The following is a 17,862-nucleotide window of genomic DNA, read 5'->3' on the forward strand; positions in this document are numbered from 1 at the left end:
TTTATGTCATTTGAAAAACGCAGTATCCGCAGTTCAGTCCTGATTCGCTGGCATGAAGATGGGCGCATCGGAGCGCAAGAGAGCGGCCTGGATCAGGTTCTTGAAGACGGCGCTGTCATCAGCAGCCGGGAGACAGAGCTTGTGCAACTCGGCACGGCTGACTTCCCCGGCTCTGTGCCGCTGACCCAGGTGCTGGGTGAGGCAACAACCCAGGCCCTGATCCAGGTCGAGCAATACGCGCAGCATGCCGCCGCACTGGAGCAGGAGAACCAGCAGATTGTCGAGCAGGCCAACGCTGCGCTGGCTGACCTGCAAGCGAAGGCTGACGCGTCTTCGGCCCAGGTCGAGACCCTGACGCAAAATAACCAGTCGCTCAATGAGCAACTGCAGGCCGCCCTGGCCGAGATCGAACGACTGACCCCGGCCCAATCTGTAGAGGTAGCGCCCGAGCCTGAGCCTGAGCAGGCGTAACGACTACAAATTCCGGTATCCCAGCCGCCTTGAGCGGTTTTTTTTCGTCCAAAGGAAAGTGAAATGACCACGACACGCGGCGTCCGCAATCGCAACCCAGGCAATATCGACTGGAGCAAGGCCAACGACTGGGTTGGCCAGACTGGCAAGGAGGGCGGTCCCGGTGGCCGGTTCGCCGTGTTCGACACCCCGGAGAACGGCATCCGGGCCCTGGGCAAGCTGCTGCAGACCTACTACAAGAAGCACAAGCTGCAGACCGTGCAGGCAATCATCAAGCGCTGGGCGCCGGAGGTGGAGAACGACACCGGGGCCTACATCAATGCCGTGGCAGCCCGGTGCGGCCTGAAACCCACAGAACAGATCCGCAACATCAAGGATGTCCGGGTGCTGGCCGGCCTGATGCACGCGATCATCAAGCATGAGAACGCCAATTTTGAATACCCGGAGGCGGTGTTTGCTGAAGGCTTGCGGCGGGCGCTGGCGTGATGGTGGCCGGCCTGGTCCTAGCCGTCGGGGTGCTGGTGGAGGTTGGCTATCTATCCTATGACCACGGTCGAACGGTTGAGCAAGTGGCAAAGCTTACAACCCCTATTGAGAAATTGCTTTGCCATTGAGCCTGTTCCGGTTGCTATTTTTCATAGTTATGCATCCATACCCTTCCAAAAGCATCATTTTATAAGTAAGGTGGTCTGCAGGGTTGCAGTTTTTACTTTGTATTAACCAAAAACCTTGTTTTTAGGCGGTTTTAGTACTCGTAAGTTAAAATTTTGCTCTTGATGTCGGTGCTTGGATTTGAGGAGGGATAGTGGGTACTAAAAAAGAAAATCGCGAAAGGGAAATTAAGAAAATAATTTCTGAAGCCATACTTAGTGGGTGCGTGAATGGTGACGAAACTAGGAGTGAGCTAGCTTCGAGTATCGTTGATGCGCTAAAGAAAAATAAATATGAAATCATAAAGAAAAAGAAGGAGTCAGAAGATGACTCCAATCCTTTCTTTAAAATTATAAGCATTTAGTAAGTCGTCTATAAAGTTTTATATAGACTCATAAGCAGTCTTATCTATGGATATTTAAAACCAATCCTGCGTTCACAAGCCCGTTCAGCACGGGCTTTTTTGTTCTGGGGAAAAATTATAGCTCGACTTACCACGCTCCAAACTGGCAGCGCGAGCACAAGCTGGCCAACCTGCTGCAGATCTAAGCCGCCGAGCGTGCGCAGGAAGAAAAGCAAGAGCCTGATCTGCTGGCAATGTACACGGCGGCGGGCGGGGAACTGGCGTGATTGTCCTGGCCATTGCCGGCATCCGCGGACTTTGCCTTAATGTCGGGTCTGACCGACGCGCTAGGCTGCTTGCGATTACGAGCCTTCGCTTACCTTTCTGAAACTTTCGCTGGACCCGCAAGTGAGTCTGGAGATAGGTAGCTTTCACCGCTATATGTCACCGTGATTTCGCATATCCAATACTCATTCTTAGGTCCGTCGGAACCGCATACTGGAGCTGACGTATTGGCGGCTTTCCAAGATTTTGCATGCGCGTTAAAAGTTGCTTCGAATTTGGCTCGCTGACTATGCATTGTTTCTAGTGCGCGCTCTTTGGATGTGTTTCTATAGGTTGATGTATAGGTGTGGTTGTTAGTGTATGGATAAGTCTTCCTTTCTGGGGAACTGAGGCTTTCGCTTGTATCCGGCTTTGATTGTTCTGGATGATCTATGGCCTTAGGTTGCTCAACGACACGCTCAGGCGGTGGGTTGTTAGATATTCCGCTCTTCATGGAACTGGATGGAAATTTTATAGTATGAACGATTTGTTCCGCATGCACAGTTTCAAGCCCAAATATGGAGATCGCAAGCAGCTGAAGCTTTATCGCATTCATAGTTATTTTTGCCGTAGTTATCGGGTTGATGGTTATATGAGTATAGAGGCATTTTGATATCTGCTGCTAGCACTGGTTTATTAATGGGCTTTGAGAGTCATGGGCAACGAAGGGTGTGTTTTAGTTATTTTGACGATTGCGCAACACGGATGCGCTGACCTATTCATCGTGACTAGAAGGGTGGGGTAGGGAGTGCTCACCGGAGTGACTGAAAAAACTCCCCAAAACCCAACCACAATCCCCTGATTTTGCTGGGTGCCAAACGCACAAAAAAGGCCGTGTTAAAAACGGCATTTTTCAGCTCAACATGCTGATCTGTATAGGCTTTATTGCTCCGTTCATAGGGTCTGTGGCCATGACCTGCTGGTAGTCGGCGGCGTACTCGGCCGCTTCGGCCGGATCGCTCAGAACCCCCTGGGTGACGCACTGGCCGATGACTGCTTCGCGGGTGGCCGAGAAGGTGCGCAGGTAGCTGTCGTTGCACAGCCGCAGCAGGCCTTCGCGATCACGGACATAGATCGGGTGCGGCGTGCCGTCGAGCAGCGTGTTCATGAATTGCAGTTGATCGCTCAGTGCACGTTCGGCCAGCTTGCGTTGCCGAATCTGGCGGCGCATCCAGGCGTTCCAGGCCAGCAGTCCCAGCAGCACCAGGCCTGCGCCGGACACGATGCGATAGATCAGGCGCTGATACGCGTGCCAGTTGACCCCGTTGGGGTTGTAGGTGCGCCAGCGTTCGTTGATGGCCGCCATGTCCTGCGGTGCGATGCCGGTCAGTGCCTTGTCGAGGATCGAGCGCAGTTCGGTAGCCTGTGCGGCGGTGGCCATGGCGATGAGCGCCGGCTGTTCACCCAGGGTCGCGGTAATGCGCAGGTGCTGGGCGAAGTGCCCGGAGGCCAGGAAGTAGTTGGCACTGAGCAACGAAACCGCCGCGCCGTCGACCCGCTCGTCGGCCAGTAGCTCAAGCGCTTGCAGCGGATTGTCGATGGGCACGATGACGATGTCGGGGTGCTGGCTGCGCAGCCAGGACAGCAGCGGGCTGTCCCGGGCCACGGCCAGGCGCTTGCCGCCCATCTGCAAGGGCCAGGCCGCCAGCGGGGCATTGCGACGGGTCACCAGCACAAAGGTGTTGTCCAGCCAGGGGCGGCTCAGGCCCAGTTGGGCGGCATGTTCGTCGCTGACCATCAGGGCGCCGATCATGTCGGCCTCACCCTGGTTGATCTGGCGCAGCATGTCGCGGGTGTCCGGTGAGCGCTGGACCTTGAAGCGCAGCCCGGTGCGCAGGCGTATGAGGTCGAGCAGGTCGGCGGTAATACCGCGAAACTGCCCGTCGGCATCGAAAAAGGTCAGGGGCGCATGGTTTTCATTGACCACGATGCGGACCTGCGGGTGCGCCGCGATCCAGCGTTGTTCGCTCGGGCTGAGCGACAGTGCAGGGCTGCCAGGCATGGGCTGGTCGCCGGTGCCCCAGCGCCTGGAGATTTCGAAGCGCTCGACCGGGGCAATCGCTTGCAGGGTCTGGTTGATGATTTCCAGCAACCGGGTGTTATCGCTGCGCACCGCAAAACCGAAGCCGTTGGCCTCGTGCTTGCCGAAGCTGGCCACCTGCACGTTGTTCAGATAGCCCTTGTTGATGATGTAGCGGGTGGAAACGGCATCGCCGATGAATACGTCGGCCTGATCGAAGGCCACCGCATTTATGGCACTCTGGAACGAGCGATGGACCTGCAGCGTGGCGCCCGGGTACATGGCCTGGATTTCGGCCGGTGGCAGGTAGTGATAGACCATGCTCAGGCGCATGCCCTTGAGGCCGTCGCTCAACGAGCGTGTTTCTCCGGTGCGGGTCATTAACACCGGCTGGTCAATGGCGTAGGGGGTGGACAGGCTGACATTGCGCTCTCTGGCCTCGAAGCCATTGGCGCTGCCCAGCAGGTCGATCTGACCCTGCCTCAGGGCCTCGATGGCCGCGTCGCGGCTGTCGAAGCGCTGCACCACGATCGGCACGCCCAGTGCCTGGGCAACGATGCCGGCATAGTCGGCGGTCACCCCTTCGTAGTCGCGTCCCGAAAGCGTCATGTCAAAGGGCGGGTAGTCGGGAACAGAGGTGCCAAGGACCAGTTCTTTCTGGCTGCGCACCCATTGCCATTGCGCGCGGTCGAGCCTGACCTCGATGTGCGTGGGGTGGGAGCGCCCCAGCAGGTTGAGGGGGGCGGCGGCCATGACGCTTGTGTGCAGTCCCCAGGCCAGCAGCAGACACGTCATCCGTTTAAAGCTGTTTTCAAGACACCTCGACATCCACTTTACTCACACCAATGCATTGCGTTTAGCCATCTCGATAAGTTCCACCAGCGTCTTGGTCCTGAGTTTCTGCATGAGCCGGGTCTTGTAAGTACTGACGGTCTTGTTGCTGAGAAACATGCCCTTGGCAATTTCCTTGTTGGAGCGTCCCTGGGCGAACAGTTGCAGTACCATCAATTCGCGATCATTGACCAGTTTGAACAGTTCGATTTCGCTGGGGTTGCCATTTTCGCCGGGGGGCGTATTGAGCGCCTGGCTCGGGAAGTAATTGTAGCCGGACAATACCGCCTTGACCGAGCTGAGCAGTTCGCTGAGGTCTTCCTGCTTGCACACATAGCCGGCGGCGCCCGATTGCATGCAGCGAATGGCAAAAAGATTGGGCGTCTGTGAGGTGAGGACCAGGATTTTCGAGGGCAGCCCCATGGAATTGAAGCGGGCCAGTACCTCCAGGCCATCGAGCTTGGGAATGCTGATGTCGAGAATGATCAGGTCGGGCATGCATTCACGCACCATTTGCATGGCGTCCACGCCATTATCGGTTTCGCCGACCACTTCGTAGTTTTCATTTTCAAGCAGCATGCGCACGGCCAGGCGAATAACGGGATGGTCGTCGATGATAAAAACTGAGTTCATAATTCAATCCATACAGACAGCGAAGAAAGCGCGCACATTAGCTCAGATGGTTGGCAAGTCACATGAATGAACAGGGTTGGTTGATGTATATAGGAAAGTTCCTACAGAAATTAACGTATTGGCGTACGTTAGTGCCCCGGTCCAGGGCGAATGTTTAAAGTAATGTGCGAATGGCCAGTATGTAATGGAAAGAGACAGGCGGGAGGCGTTTATTGTTTTAGAGAAAATTCCTACACGATAATGTTTGAGTTCTTACTTACAGGTCAGGCTCGCCATCGACTCAGTCTTCAGTGGCCGGTGGGCTCAGCAAGCGCAGCAGGTCAGGACCGTGCAGGGGCTTGTTCAGGCAGCCCAGCAGCGGCAGGCCACGCTGCCGGGCCGATTGTTCCAGGCCCTGCAACTGCTCATGTTCCAGACCGCTGAGCAGGATGGCCTGGCGGGCCAGCCCTTTGCGCCAGGCGTGATCAATCACTTCCAGGCCACCGATATCCGGCAGGCACTGGTCGCACAGCAGCAGGTCGTAGGGTTCGGGGCTGCGTTCAAGTGCGGCGAAGGCTTCGGCCGCGGTGAGGGCCGGGGTCAGCAGGAAGTAACCCTGGTTATTGAGCAGGATCTGGGTGGCGATCAGTTGGAAAGGGTGGTCTTCCACCAGCAGGATCCGCAGGTTGTGCTTGAACATGGGGTCTTCCGGCAGGTTCAGAGAGGAGGGCTCCGGGCATCATGGCCCGGTTTGGCAAGGCTTTGCGGGACGCGGGCAGGGCGCAGAATGGGGGGGATTATTCAGGAGCGCTTGTTCAGGCGGCGATAGGATATTTCTGACAAATGCGTAGGGTGTTTCCGAACTTGTAGCGTGCTTTGCTGCGCAACGGTGCAGGAAAACCCTGCACCGTTGCGGCTTTCAGGCTTCAGCGATGCCCCGAGCCGCCGGTCATTTCCTGTGCCATCTCGCTGGCGTAGCTGTCGGTCATGCCGGCGATGAAGTCGATCATGCGCAAAAAGGCACTGTGCAGTGGCGCCTCCGGGGCCGGTGCGCTCGTGCCCAGCAGGTCGAGGATGCGCCGGTGCTTGAATGACGGTGTCCGGCCGCCAAACTGCTCGACGGCCGCGCCACAAAAGGCATTGAGCAGTACTTCCAGGGTGGTGTAGGCACCGATCTCGTGCAGGGTCTTGCGCTTGTCCTGGAAGATTTTCTTGCGTGCCATGTCCTTGGCGCTGAGCACGCAGCGCTTGGCCGGACCGTGCATGTGCTCGACCAGATCGCCCTCCAGGCGGCCGTCGAGCAAGGCTTGCTGCTGGTTGACGAAGGCCCGGGCGGCAGCGTTGGTCAGGTGTTCGATGGCCTTGCCACGCAGGATGGCCAGCTTGCGCCGCCGCGAGTCGCCGGGACCCAGTTGGCGGTAGGTGTCGGGGACGTCATCGCCCACCAGGTCCAGCAGCAGCGCTTCGACTTCGGCGTACTGCAACAGGTCCATTTCCAGGCCGTCTTCCAGGTCGATCAGCGCATAGCAGATGTCGTCGGCGGCCTCCATCAGGTACACCAGTGGATGCCGGGCCCAGCGCTGGTCTTCGACCTGCGGGATGCCCAGCTTGTGGGCGATCTGCTCCAGTACCGGCAGTTCGCTCTGGTAGCAGCCGAACTTGTGTTTCTTGTAGCCGAGCGAGTCGGCATGCCGCGCCGTCCAGGGGTACTTGAGGTAAGTGCCCAGGGTGGCGTAGGTCAGGCGCATGCCGCCATCGAACTGGTGGTACTCCAGTTGTGTCAGTACCCGCAGGCCCTGGGCATTGCCTTCGAAGTTGAGGAAGTCGTTGCGCTCGACTTCGCTCATGCCGTCCAGCCAGCCACGGCCTGCCGCCTGCTTGAACCAGTTGCGGATCGCGTCTTCACCGGAGTGGCCGAACGGCGGGTTGCCGATATCGTGGGCCAGGCAGGCCGATTGCACGATCATGCCCAGGTCACTCGGGTCGCACCAGTCGGGCAATTGCCCGCGCAGGGTCTCCCCGACCCGCATGCCCAGCGAGCGGCCTACGCAGCTGACCTCCAGCGAATGGGTCAGGCGGGTGTGGATATGGTCGTTGCTCGACATCGGATGCACCTGGGTCTTGCGCCCCAGGCGGCGAAAGGCACCGGAAAAGATGATCCGGTCATGGTCCTTGTGAAACGGGCTGCGTCCCAGCTCTTCAGGGCTGTGCAGCGGTTTGCCGAGTCGTTCGCGGTTAAGCAGGGTCTGCCAGTCCAAGGCCTTCACTCCGTGTACTCATAAGAGGGCTAGCTTCGACGTTCACACGCCTGGCTGCAAGCGCTGTCACCACCCGGCGGCATCGATGTCGATCAGCAGCAGGCGGGTGCCGGTGGCATAGAACTGCCCGGCTGTCAGGCAGTACTGGTTGCTGGTGGCATCACGGTAAGTGTTGGACAGGATCAGCCGGCGTTCTTCCCAACCCTCGGCCAGCAGATGATAGAAATAGGGTCGCCAGGACCAGTTGTGCCCCAGGTAGCGCGCATCGGCCTGCCAGGCCCCGTTGCGCCATTCCAGGTTCGGTGTCAGTTGCGTGCCATGCTTGTCGCACTGGTAGAAGCGCAGCAGCCAGGGATAGTCCTGCGGATGGGGCAGCTCGCTGACCGGCGCATCATCCAGTGCCCAGCGTTGCAGCAGGCCCATCAGGCGGGCCAGTTGTTGGCGCAGGATCATCAGTCGTGCACGTTCGGCGACTTTTTGCAGCACATAGCGATCACGCAGCGCGGCAAAGGTGGCGACGAAGGTGTCAGCGGCAAAAAAGTGCTCTTCAGCATGGGCAAACAGGTAACCCTGAACATAACGCGCCCCGCATTCCAGGGCGAAATGCAGCTCGGCTTCGGTTTCCACGCCTTCGGCAATGATCCAGCAGCCGGTCTTCTCGGCCATCAGCGCCAGGGCACGCACCACGTCGCTGCTCGGACCGCCGCGTGCGGCCGCCTGGAACAGGCGCATGTCGAGCTTGAGGATGTCCGGCTGCAAGGCCAGTACCCGGTCCAGTTGCGAGTAGCCGGCGCCAAAGTCGTCAATGGCGATGCGGGCACCGGCCTTGCGGTAGCGATCGACCACCTCGCCCAGGCGCTGGCTGTCGCCGCCCAGCTCGGTGATCTCGAACACCACCCGCTGCGGCGCCACGCCGTGACGTTCAAGCTGTTGCAGGCTGGGCAGGGGTTCATCGGGCGTGACGCTGCTGATCCAGCGCGGCGACATGTTCAGGCTCAGGAACCAGTCTTGCGGCGCCTCGTGCAGCCGGCTCAGGGCATGGTCGCGGATGTCCCGGTCCAGTTGACGCAAGGTGTCGCCTGGCAGCACCGGATCGTTGAACAGCGGCCCGACCGACTGCAGGTTGCCCTGCGCGTCGCGCAGTCGGCCCAGGGCTTCTACACCGGCGATACGCCCCGTGGCGGTATCGATGAATGGCTGGAAGCAGGCAATGGGTTGCCCTTCGATCACAACGTGCTCCTTGAACAATTGACCGTGCACACAAAGCAGCGCCCGGGGTGTGGCCCCAGGCGCTGAGGGTGAGTGTGTTGCAAGATTGTAGCCAGAGCACGCAACAGGGCGGCAGAGCGCAGGCGGCTCAGTGTTTGCGCAGGCGGCTCTGGATGGCCAGCTTGATCAGCGGCATGAGCGTCACGCTCAGCCTGACCAGCCGGCTCAGGCCGCCCGCCCGTGCCGGTGCAACGCGCTCGCGCCCGGCGCCCTTGCCACTCAGAAAGCCCAGCAGGGCCACCGCACCGACACCCCACAGGGGCGCATGGCGAATACCCAGTGTCCCCGGCAGGTTATGCGCCATGCCACGTACCCGACGCAGGGGCTGCATCATCTGGGTGGATTCGTGGCGGATTTCCTGACGGTGCATTTCCATGCGCAGACGCACCAGTGCCTTGCGCAGTTCGCGCCGGGTATTGCCTTGATGTGATTTGGGTTCGCTCATGGCAGCAGTCGCTCACGGTCATTGGCCAGTTCTTCGAGCGTGGCACTGAACGGCGAGGATTCGTCGAAAATCGCCGCCCGCATGCGCAGGGCAAAGAACAGCAGGGCGAGGAAATAGAACACGCACAGACCGATGATGCCTACCATGCGGTAGCTGTCCCACAGCACGATCAGCACCAGGGCCGAAAGCGCGGTCAGCAGCAACAGGGCAAATACCAGGGCCAGGCCTGCAAACAGCAGCAGATGCAGCGTACGGGCCTTCTGTTCCTGCAGTTCGATGCCGAACAGTTCGATGTGACTGTGCAGCAGGCCGACGAAGGCGGCGCCCAGACGCCGTGGTGAGGGTCCTTGTGCCGCCTTTGCTGCGGCGGCTTCCGTTTCCGCACTCATGGCCTTAACGCCTGGAGGCCAGCAGGCCGATCAGGAACCCGGCACCGGCGGCGATGCCCACTGACTGCCAGGGGTTGTTCTGCACGTAGTCTTCGGTGGCAATGACGGCGGCTTCGCCGCGTTGGCGCAGGGAGTCTTCGGTCTGTTTAAGGGTTTCGCGGGCACGCAGCAGGCTGTCCTTGATCTGGTCGCGCAGCAGGTCGGCCTGTTCGCCGGCCAGGGATGCGGTGTGATCAAGCAGCTTTTCGGTATCGGCAACCAGGGTCTGGAAGTCGGCCAAGAGAATTTCCTGAGCGTTTTGAGGCGTACGACGGGCCATGATTTTCTCCATGAAGGGCATGTAGGGATTGAGAGTAGAGCGTTTCAAGGAAGGTTCACTTCGATTGCCATTCAGGGCAACAACGCACTGGTACAGCTTTTGCTTCGCGATGGTGCATGTTGTGGCGTAACTGCGCCAAACGGGCGCGGCGTTGGGCGCATACCCTACGCCAAAACTCCAAAAACCGAGAAATATCCGAAGCATTTTTCACTTCATGCCCTCGCTCGGGGCATGGCCGAAGGATCGGGTTGCCAGTGTATTGCGCCAGTTCGGTGCGCGCCGGCTGAAGAATGTATCGCTTTGGTGCTTTCAAGAACCTGCAGGTCTGCCTTTCCAATGGAAAATTTGCAAAGCGCCGTGGACACCCTGGTCCATGGATCCAACACCCTGTTTCTGCTGCTTGGCGCGGTCATGGTCCTGGCCATGCATGCCGGCTTCGCCTTTCTGGAAGTCGGCACGGTCCGGCAGAAGAACCAGGTCAATGCCCTGTCGAAGATTCTCAGTGATTTCGCAGTCTCGACCCTGGCCTATTTCTTCATTGGCTACTGGATTTCCTATGGCGTGACCTTCATGCAGCCGGCGGCGGTGCTCAATGCCGACCACGGTTATGGTCTGGTGAAGTTCTTCTTTCTGCTGACCTTTGCCGCGGCCATCCCGGCGATCATTTCCGGTGGCATTGCCGAGCGTGCGCGTTTCGTGCCACAGCTGTGCGCCACGGCGCTGATCGTGGCCTTTGTCTACCCGTTGTTCGAAGGCATGGTGTGGAATGGCAACTATGGCCTGCAAGCCTGGTTGCAGGCGCGCTTCGGGGCGGGCTTCCATGACTTTGCCGGCTCCGTGGTGGTGCACGCCATGGGCGGCTGGCTGGCACTGGCAGCAGTATTGCTGTTGGGGGCGCGCAACGGTCGTTATCGCGACGGTCGTCTGGTGGCGTATCCGCCCTCGAGCATTCCGTTCCTGGCCCTGGGCTCCTGGATCCTTATTGTCGGCTGGTTCGGCTTCAACGTCATGAGCGCCCAGACCTTGCCGGCGGTGAGCGGCCTGGTGGCGGTCAACTCGCTGATGGCCATGGTCGGCGGCACGGTGGCGGCCTTGCTGACAGGCCGTAACGACCCGGGCTTTCTGCACAATGGTCCGTTGGCCGGGCTGGTGGCGATCTGCGCCGGCTCCGACCTCATGCACCCGGTCGGTGCGCTGCTGACCGGGGTGATGGCCGGTGCGCTGTTCGTCTGGACCTTTACCGCCGCTCAAGTGCGCTGGAAGATCGACGATGTGCTGGGGGTCTGGCCCTTGCACGGCCTGTGTGGCGTCTGGGGCGGCATCGCCTGCGGCATCTTTGGCCAGCAAGCGCTGGGCGGACTGGGCGGTGTGAGCCTGATCAGCCAGTTGATCGGCACCGGCCTGGGCGTGGTGGTGGCGCTGGTCGGCGGCTTTGCCGTCTACGGCGGGCTCAAGCTGATCGTCGGCCTGCGCCTGAACCAGGAAGAGGAGTACTACGGTGCCGACCTGTCGATTCACAAGATCGGCGCGGTCAGCCAGGACTGAAAGCAGCGCGGTGTGTTGCGCACCGCGCTGCCGAAACTTTGCGAGATATGGATAGAGGTCTGCACGAACTGGATATTTCCGGCTTCCGACCTCGTCCTACCATGGCCTCAATTGCACAATAACAATTGGAGGCCACAGGTCATGTCCCTCGGATCTGATTACCTGAATTCGCAGCTTCTGGAAGACAAGGAGCAGGGCATCTACCGCTGCAAGCGGGAGATGTTCACCGATCCGCGCCTGTTCGACCTGGAGATGAAGCACATCTTCGAAGGCAACTNGGAAGACAAGGAGCAGGGCATCTACCGCTGCAAGCGGGAGATGTTCACCGATCCGCGCCTGTTCGACCTGGAGATGAAGCACATCTTCGAAGGCAACTGGATCTACCTGGCCCACGAAAGCCAGATCCCCGGCAAGAACGACTTCCTGACCACCCAGATCGGCCGTCAGCCGATCTTCATCGCCCGCAACAAGGACGGNATCTACCTGGCCCACGAAAGCCAGATCCCCGGCAAGAACGACTTCCTGACCACCCAGATCGGCCGTCAGCCGATCTTCATCGCCCGCAACAAGGACGGTGTGCTCAACGCCTTCCTCAACGCCTGCAGCCATCGCGGCGCGATGCTGTGCCGGCACAAGACCGGCAACAAGTCATCCTATACCTGTCCGTTCCATGGCTGGACCTTCAACAACAGCGGCAAGCTGCTCAAGGTCAAGGACCCGGTGGACGCCGGCTAYCCGGACAGCTTCAACTGYGAAGGCTCCCATGACCTGACCCGCGTGGCGCGTTTYGAGTCGTACCGCGGCTTTCTGTTCGGCAGCCTGAACGCCGACGTGCTGCCRCTGGTCGAGCACCTGGGCGAGTCGGCCAAGATCATCGACATGATCGTCGACCAGTCGCCCGAGGGYCTGGAAGTGCTGCGCGGCTCCAGCAGCTACATCTACGAAGGCAACTGGAAGCTGACCGCCGAAAACGGCGCCGACGGCTACCACGTCAGTGCCGTGCACTGGAACTACGCCGCGACCCAGAACCAGCGCAAGCTGCGTGAAGCCGGCGAAGAGATCAAGACCATGAGCGCCGGCAGCTGGGGCAAGACCGGGGGCGGCTTCTATTCGTTCGACAAGGGYCACYTGTTGCTGTGGACGCGCTGGGCCAACCCCGAGGACCGCCCGGCCTTCGAGCGYCGCGACGAACTGGCGCGCGACTTCGGCCAGGCSCGYGCCGACTGGATGATCCAGAACTCGCGCAACCTGTGCCTGTACCCCAACGTCTACCTGATGGACCAGTTCAGCTCGCAGATCCGCATCGCCCGGCCGATCTCGGTGAACCGKACCGAAATCACCATCTACTGCATCGCGCCCARGGGCGAGAGCGCCGAGGCGCGGGCCAGGCGCATCCGCCAGTACGAAGACTTCTTCAACGTCAGCGGCATGGCCACCCCGGACGACCTGGAAGAGTTCCGCTCGTGCCAGACCGGCTACGGCGGCGGCACCGGCTGGAACGACATGTCGCGCGGCGCCACGCACTGGATCGAAGGGGCGGACGCGGCGGCGCAGGAAATCGAGCTCAAGCCGCTGCTGTCCGGGGTGCGCACCGAGGACGAAGGCCTGTTCGTGCTGCAGCACCARTACTGGCAGCAGACCATGCTCAAGGCCCTGGCSGCCGAGCAGGCGGCCGCTGTCGACCAGACCCGACAGACGCAGCAGGCGCTGATCCCGGTGGAGGCTGTGCAATGACCMTCACCTACGAAGCGGTGCGCGACTTTCTCTACCGCGAAGCACGCCACCTGGATGACGCCGAATGGGACCAGTGGCTGGAGCTGTACGCCCCTGACGCGACCTTCTGGATGCCGGCCTGGGATGACAACGACACGCTGACCGAGAACCCGCAGACGGAAATCTCGCTGATCTGGTACGGCAAYCGCGGCGGGCTGGAAGACCGGGTRTTCCGCATCAAGACCGAGCGCTCCAGCGCGACGATCCCCGACACGCGCACCTCGCACAACCTGAGCAACATCGAGGTGCTGGAGCAGGGCGATGGCATCGCCAGGGTGCGCTTCAACTGGCACACCCTGAGTTTTCGCTACAAGACGGTCGACAGCCACTTCGGCACCAGCTTCTACACCCTGGACATCCGTGGCGAACAGCCGCTGATCAAGGCCAAGAAGGTGGTGCTCAAGAACGACTATGTGCGYCAGGTCATCGACGTCTATCACATCTGAAGGTGCACCCATGAGCTTTCATATCGCGCTCAATTTCGAAGACGGGGTGACCCGTTTCATCGAGGCCACTGGCAGCGAAACCGTCGCCGATGCGGCCTATCGCCARGGYATCAATATYCCGCTGGAYTGCCGCGACGGCGCCTGCGGCACCTGCAAGTGCTTTGCCGAGGCCGGCACCTACGACCTGGGCCAGGAATACATCGAGGATGCCCTGACCGAGGAAGAGGCCGAACAAGGNTGCCGCGACGGCGCCTGCGGCACCTGCAAGTGCTTTGCCGAGGCCGGCACCTACGACCTGGGCCAGGAATACATCGAGGATGCCCTGACCGAGGAAGAGGCCGAACAAGGTTATGTGCTGACCTGCCAGATGCGCGCCGCCAGCGATTGCGTGGTGCGCGTGCCGGCTTCATCGGATGTGTGCAAGACCCGGCAAGCGAGCTTCGATGCCGTTGTCAGTGACGTTCGCCCGCTGTCTGCCAGCACGATTGCGCTGTCGATCAAGGGCGACGCGCTGGCTCGCCTGGCATTCCTGCCGGGCCAGTACGTCAACCTGCAGATACCCGGCAGCGAGCAGACCCGCGCTTATTCGTTCAGCTCGCTGCAAAAGGGCGGCGAAGTCAGCTTTCTGGTGCGTAACGTGCCGGGCGGCCTGATGAGCCGTTACCTGACCGAGGCGGCCAAGGTTGGTGATGCCATTCGCCTGGCCGGTCCCCTGGGCAGCTTTTACCTGCGTGAGATCAAGCGACCGTTGCTGCTGCTGGCCGGCGGCACCGGCCTTGCGCCATTCACCGCGATGCTGGAAAAAATCGCCGGGCAGGGCAGTGCCCACCCGGTGCACCTGATCTACGGGGTCACCCACGACTTCGACCTGGTCGAGCTGGAAAAACTTGAAGCCTTTGCGGCACAGATTCCCGGTTTCACCTGGCGCGCCTGCGTGGCCAGCCCCGACAGCGCTCATCCGCACAAGGGCTATGTCACCCAGCACATCGAGCCGGGTCATCTCAACGACGGCGACGTGGACATCTACCTGTGTGGCCCGCCGCCAATGGTCGAGGCGGTCAGCGCCTACATGCGTGACCAGGGCCTGACACCGAGCAACTTCTACTTCGAGAAATTCGCGGCCAGCGCGGCCTGATTTCCATCCTTCTACAACGAGGTTGTCATGAGTACGAGATTTGCAGACAAGGTGGTCGTGGTGACGGGGGCCGCGCAAGGTATCGGCCGCAGCGTGGCCGAACGTCTGGTGCAGGAAGGCGCGCAGGTCGTGGCCGTCGACCGTTCCGAACTGGTCTTTGAGGTCAGCGGTGCATTGGGTGACGAGCGGGTGCTGGCGCTGACGGCCGACCTTGAACAGTACGCCGACTGCAGCCGGGTCATGGCCGCCGCCGTCGAGCGCTTCGGGCGCCTGGACGTGCTGATCAACAACGTCGGCGGCACGATCTGGGCCAAGCCTTTCGAGCACTATGCCGAGCATGAGATCGAGGCCGAGGTGCGCCGCTCGCTGTTCCCGACCCTGTGGTGCTGTCATGCGGCCTTGCCGTGGATGATCAAGCAGGGCAAGGGGGCCATCGTCAACGTGTCGTCGATTGCCACCCGCAGCATCAATCGGGTGCCCTACGGCGCGGCAAAGGGCGGTGTGAATGCCTTGACCGCCTGCCTGGCCTTCGAAAATGCCGAGCGTGGCATTCGCGTCAACGCCACCGCCCCTGGCGGCACCGAGGCACCGCCACGGCGCATCCCGCGCAACAGTGCCGAGCAGAGTCCGGACGAGAAAGTCTGGTATCAGCAGATCGTCGACCAGACCCTGCACAGCAGCCCGATGAAACGCTACGGCACCATTGATGAGCAGGTCGGCCCGATCCTGTTCCTGGCCTCTGATGAAGCGGCCTATATCACGGGCGTGACCCTGCCGGTCGGCGGTGGCGACCTGGGTTGAGCCATTGGCGTAACGGCCGCTATCACAACGCTCCACAAGAACAAGACAGGTGAACACCATGACCGTGAAGATTTCTCATACCCCGGCGCTGCAGGCATTCTTCGAAGAAGCGGCCGGCCTTGGTAACGATGACGGCAGTCCGCGGGTAAAAAGCATCGTGCTGCGGGTGTTGCAGGAACTGGCGAGCCTCATCGAGGACCTGGACATTACCGAAGACGAGTTCTGGAAAACCGTCGATTACCTCAACCGCCTGGGAGGTCGCAACGAGGCCGGCCTGCTGGTTGCAGGCCTTGGCATCGAGCATTTCCTCGACCTGTTGCAGGACGCCAAGGACGCGCAGACCGGCTTGACCGGCGGCACCCCGCGCACCATCGAAGGCCCGCTGTATGTCGCCGGCGCGCCGCTCAGTCAGGGCGAAGCCCGCCTGGATGACGGCGCTGAAAACGGCGTGGCCACGGTCATGTTTCTGGAGGGGCAGGTGTTCGACGCGGATGGCAAGCCGCTGGCGGGCGCAATCGTCGACCTGTGGCAAGCCAACACCCAGGGCACCTATTCGTTCTTCGATTCGAGCCAGTCGCCCTACAACCTGCGCCGGCGCATCGTCACTGATGCGCAGGGCCGTTACCGCGCGCGCTCCATCGTGCCGTCCGGCTACGGCTGCGATCCGCAAGGCCCGACCCAGGCGTGCCTGGACCTGCTCGGCCGCCACGGCCAGCGTCCGGCACATGTGCACTTTTTCATCTCGGCACCTGGCCATCGACACCTGACCACGCAGATCAACCTGTCGGGCGAGAAATACCTCTGGGACGACTTTGCCTACGCCACCCGTGATGGCCTGGTGGGTGAGGTGGTCTTTCTGGAGGATGGCGCGCGCGGCATCGAAGGCCGCTACGCCGAGTTGAAATTCGACTTCCAGTTACAGAAAGCCGTGGTGTCCGAGGCCGAGCAGCGCAGCGCCCGGCCACGGGCCTTGCAGGACGCCTGATCACGGCACCGATGCACTGTGTCCCTCCGGGCCCGCCTTTACAGGCCGGTCCGGTTTTTTGCGTTTCACCGTCCAATAACAATAACGAGACCACTCATGCACACACCCAACACACGTCTGCGCCTTGCCGCACTGGTCCAGGCCAGTGCACTGCTGGCTTGCCTCATGGCCGCTGTCTACCCCGACGCCCGCACAATCGGCCTGTCGATCGGCATCCTTGCGCTGCTGGCGGCCGGCTGGCTGTATCACTTCGACAAGGTCCGCACGGTCGAGGTGCGGGTCGACATTCCGGTCGAGTCTTTGCCACCACCGCCTGCGCTGCTGGTCGAGGCGGCGCGTGCGCCCGAGCCACTGCCGCTCGACCCGCGATTGCACAGCGGCCTGGCCGAACTGACCCTGGCCATCGGCGACACCGAACAGGACATGCGCCTGGCCAACCAGATGGCGCGCGAGGCGGGCGGCAAGGTCAGCGCCAGTGCCGAGAGTATTCAGGCCTCGGCCCGAATCCTCGGTGAGCTGGACCGCTCCATGGGCCAACTGGCGCATTCGTTCGACGAACTCGGTGGTCAATCGGTGCAGATCAGCGCGCTGGTCGGCAGCATCCAGGACATTGCCCGGCAGACCAATCTGCTGGCCTTGAATGCCGCCATCGAAGCCGCCCGCGCGGGCGAGCATGGCCGCGGCTTTGCCGTGGTGGCCGATGAGGTACGTCACCTGTCACGCCGTGTGACCGACTCCAGCGCGCAGATCCATCAGATCGCGCAAAGCCTGGAGCGCACCGCCGATGAAGCACGTGGCGGTATCGATCAACTGGGTGCCTCGGCCCGCAGCGGTCTGGCGCAATCGGATCAAGCCTTGCAGTCGATGCAAAGCCTGCGCGAGGCGGCGGTGGCCAGGATGGAAATTGTCGAGCGGGTCATGGGGCGGCTGGCCGCTCAACGGGCGCTGACGGCGCAGGTTGAGGGCTTGTTGATCGACCCGGCTCCGGCCTCGACGTTGTCACGCGCTCGGGGTTATTGAGCCATTAGCGGTGCCCATTAATCGAGCGTTGCGTACCCCGGCGCCTCCCTGCCCGGATCAGGGAGCGCGTACGGGCTTTGTAACCGCCTGAACAGGCAGGGTGCACGTCTCGGTTGGCGCAAGGATTGACATTCTTTGGCAGGCCATTCACCATTTGTTTCAACTTGTTGGACAACCAACAACCAACAACCAACAACTACAAGAACAGCGGTTCAGCGCTTGAAG

At 60.9% G+C, this 17,862-nt stretch carries 16 protein-coding genes and 5 pseudogenes; 13 read left to right on the plus strand and 8 right to left on the minus strand.

Annotated elements, in window-relative coordinates; all coding sequences use genetic code 11:
* The first annotated feature begins 3 nt into the window (after positions 1-3).
* The 3 genes from ASF84_RS09680 to ASF84_RS29050 all read left to right on the plus strand — a co-directional run bounded on the left by ASF84_RS09680 (position 4) and on the right by ASF84_RS29050 (position 1,486).
* On the plus strand, positions 4-471 hold the full coding sequence (locus tag ASF84_RS09680; protein WP_056837620.1) for a hypothetical protein: 468 nt from the start codon (positions 4-6) through the stop codon (positions 469-471).
* Between the two features lie 63 nt (positions 472-534).
* Positions 535-957: a hypothetical protein gene (locus tag ASF84_RS09685; RefSeq protein ID WP_056837622.1), complete on the plus strand. Its 423-nt coding sequence runs from the start codon at positions 535-537 to the stop codon at positions 955-957.
* Between the two features lie 319 nt (positions 958-1,276).
* On the plus strand, positions 1,277-1,486 hold the full coding sequence (locus tag ASF84_RS29050) for a hypothetical protein (protein WP_156684193.1): 210 nt from the start codon (positions 1,277-1,279) through the stop codon (positions 1,484-1,486).
* Positions 1,487-2,657: 1,171 nt separating this feature from the next.
* Here the strand turns inward: ASF84_RS29050 and ASF84_RS09690 are convergent.
* From ASF84_RS09690 to ASF84_RS09725, 8 genes and pseudogenes are all read right to left on the minus strand, one after another.
* Positions 2,658-4,604, minus strand: a pseudogene (locus tag ASF84_RS09690) (transporter substrate-binding domain-containing protein); the annotation flags it as partial.
* Between the two features lie 42 nt (positions 4,605-4,646).
* Positions 4,647-5,273 carry a response regulator transcription factor gene (locus ASF84_RS09695; RefSeq protein ID WP_056837628.1) on the minus strand — a complete coding sequence of 209 codons (627 nt, stop codon included), beginning with the start codon at positions 5,271-5,273 and terminating at the stop codon, positions 4,647-4,649.
* Positions 5,274-5,553: 280 nt separating this feature from the next.
* The gene (locus ASF84_RS09700; protein ID WP_056837629.1) at positions 5,554-5,952 is read right to left on the minus strand and encodes a response regulator; all 399 of its coding nucleotides are present in this window, start codon (positions 5,950-5,952) and stop codon (positions 5,554-5,556) included.
* Between the two features lie 226 nt (positions 5,953-6,178).
* On the minus strand, positions 6,179-7,510 hold the full coding sequence (locus ASF84_RS09705; RefSeq protein WP_056837631.1) for a deoxyguanosinetriphosphate triphosphohydrolase: 1,332 nt from the start codon (positions 7,508-7,510) through the stop codon (positions 6,179-6,181).
* Positions 7,511-7,576: 66 nt separating this feature from the next.
* Complete coding sequence (locus ASF84_RS09710) at positions 7,577-8,740, minus strand: EAL domain-containing protein (RefSeq protein WP_056837633.1); 1,164 nt, start codon at positions 8,738-8,740, stop codon at positions 7,577-7,579.
* 127 nt (positions 8,741-8,867) lie between these two features.
* Positions 8,868-9,224 carry a hypothetical protein gene (locus ASF84_RS09715; RefSeq protein WP_056837636.1) on the minus strand — a complete coding sequence of 119 codons (357 nt, stop codon included), beginning with the start codon at positions 9,222-9,224 and terminating at the stop codon, positions 8,868-8,870.
* The gene (locus tag ASF84_RS09720) at positions 9,221-9,613 is read right to left on the minus strand and encodes a phage holin family protein (RefSeq protein WP_056837639.1); all 393 of its coding nucleotides are present in this window, start codon (positions 9,611-9,613) and stop codon (positions 9,221-9,223) included. The genes ASF84_RS09715 and ASF84_RS09720 overlap by 4 nt, the downstream gene beginning before the upstream one ends.
* A gap of 4 nt (positions 9,614-9,617) precedes the next feature.
* Positions 9,618-9,932: a DUF883 family protein gene (locus ASF84_RS09725; protein WP_056837990.1), complete on the minus strand. Its 315-nt coding sequence runs from the start codon at positions 9,930-9,932 to the stop codon at positions 9,618-9,620.
* A 336-nt stretch (positions 9,933-10,268) separates the two neighbouring features.
* On the opposite strand from ASF84_RS09725, the gene ASF84_RS09730 reads away from it, so the two are divergent.
* From ASF84_RS09730 to ASF84_RS30195, 10 genes and pseudogenes are all read left to right on the plus strand, one after another.
* Positions 10,269-11,477 carry an ammonium transporter gene (locus ASF84_RS09730; protein WP_056837641.1) on the plus strand — a complete coding sequence of 403 codons (1,209 nt, stop codon included), beginning with the start codon at positions 10,269-10,271 and terminating at the stop codon, positions 11,475-11,477.
* A gap of 141 nt (positions 11,478-11,618) precedes the next feature.
* Positions 11,619-11,754: hypothetical protein (locus ASF84_RS29660; RefSeq protein WP_236709408.1), on the plus strand; the 136-nt coding region annotated here is incomplete at its 3' end.
* 1 nt (position 11,755) lies between these two features.
* Positions 11,756-11,855: pseudogene (locus ASF84_RS30190) on the plus strand (hypothetical protein); the annotation flags it as partial.
* Between the two features lie 99 nt (positions 11,856-11,954).
* Positions 11,955-13,211: pseudogene (benA, locus tag ASF84_RS09735) on the plus strand (benzoate 1,2-dioxygenase large subunit); the annotation flags it as partial.
* Positions 13,208-13,696: a benzoate 1,2-dioxygenase small subunit gene (gene benB / locus ASF84_RS09740; protein ID WP_056837642.1), complete on the plus strand. Its 489-nt coding sequence runs from the start codon at positions 13,208-13,210 to the stop codon at positions 13,694-13,696. The pseudogene benA and the gene benB, both read left to right, overlap by 4 nt.
* A gap of 10 nt (positions 13,697-13,706) precedes the next feature.
* The coding region (locus ASF84_RS29670) for a 2Fe-2S iron-sulfur cluster-binding protein (protein ID WP_236709400.1) at positions 13,707-13,933 on the plus strand (227 nt) is incomplete at its 3' end.
* A gap of 1 nt (position 13,934) precedes the next feature.
* Positions 13,935-14,831 (plus strand): annotated as a pseudogene (gene benC / locus ASF84_RS09745) (benzoate 1,2-dioxygenase electron transfer component BenC); the annotation flags it as partial.
* Between the two features lie 27 nt (positions 14,832-14,858).
* Positions 14,859-15,632 carry a 1,6-dihydroxycyclohexa-2,4-diene-1-carboxylate dehydrogenase gene (locus tag ASF84_RS09750; RefSeq protein ID WP_056837646.1) on the plus strand — a complete coding sequence of 258 codons (774 nt, stop codon included), beginning with the start codon at positions 14,859-14,861 and terminating at the stop codon, positions 15,630-15,632.
* Between the two features lie 58 nt (positions 15,633-15,690).
* Positions 15,691-16,617: a catechol 1,2-dioxygenase gene (gene catA, locus ASF84_RS09755; protein WP_056837993.1), complete on the plus strand. Its 927-nt coding sequence runs from the start codon at positions 15,691-15,693 to the stop codon at positions 16,615-16,617.
* A gap of 570 nt (positions 16,618-17,187) precedes the next feature.
* Positions 17,188-17,637: pseudogene (locus ASF84_RS30195) on the plus strand (methyl-accepting chemotaxis protein); the annotation flags it as partial.
* Positions 17,638-17,862: the final 225 nt, after the last annotated feature.

Source organism: Pseudomonas sp. Leaf127 (assembly GCF_001423155.1).
Lineage (GTDB): Bacteria > Pseudomonadota > Gammaproteobacteria > Pseudomonadales > Pseudomonadaceae > Aquipseudomonas > Aquipseudomonas ovata.

Bases quoted from the DNA above. Each gene is read 5' to 3' on its own strand.
- ASF84_RS09730 (WP_056837641.1), top strand. From the start codon at position 10,269: ATGGAAAATTTGCAAAGCGCCGTGGACACCCTGGTCCATGGATCCAAC.
- ASF84_RS09720 (WP_056837639.1), bottom strand. From the start codon at position 9,613: ATGAGTGCGGAAACGGAAGCCGCCGCAGCAAAGGCGGCACAAGGACCC.
- ASF84_RS09715 (WP_056837636.1), bottom strand. From the start codon at position 9,224: ATGAGCGAACCCAAATCACATCAAGGCAATACCCGGCGCGAACTGCGC.
- ASF84_RS09695 (WP_056837628.1), bottom strand. From the start codon at position 5,273: ATGAACTCAGTTTTTATCATCGACGACCATCCCGTTATTCGCCTGGCC.
- ASF84_RS09685 (WP_056837622.1), top strand. From the start codon at position 535: ATGACCACGACACGCGGCGTCCGCAATCGCAACCCAGGCAATATCGAC.
- ASF84_RS09700 (WP_056837629.1), bottom strand. From the start codon at position 5,952: ATGTTCAAGCACAACCTGCGGATCCTGCTGGTGGAAGACCACCCTTTC.
- ASF84_RS09680 (WP_056837620.1), top strand. From the start codon at position 4: ATGTCATTTGAAAAACGCAGTATCCGCAGTTCAGTCCTGATTCGCTGG.
- ASF84_RS09725 (WP_056837990.1), bottom strand. From the start codon at position 9,932: ATGGCCCGTCGTACGCCTCAAAACGCTCAGGAAATTCTCTTGGCCGAC.
- ASF84_RS09750 (WP_056837646.1), top strand. From the start codon at position 14,859: ATGAGTACGAGATTTGCAGACAAGGTGGTCGTGGTGACGGGGGCCGCG.
- catA (WP_056837993.1), top strand. From the start codon at position 15,691: ATGACCGTGAAGATTTCTCATACCCCGGCGCTGCAGGCATTCTTCGAA.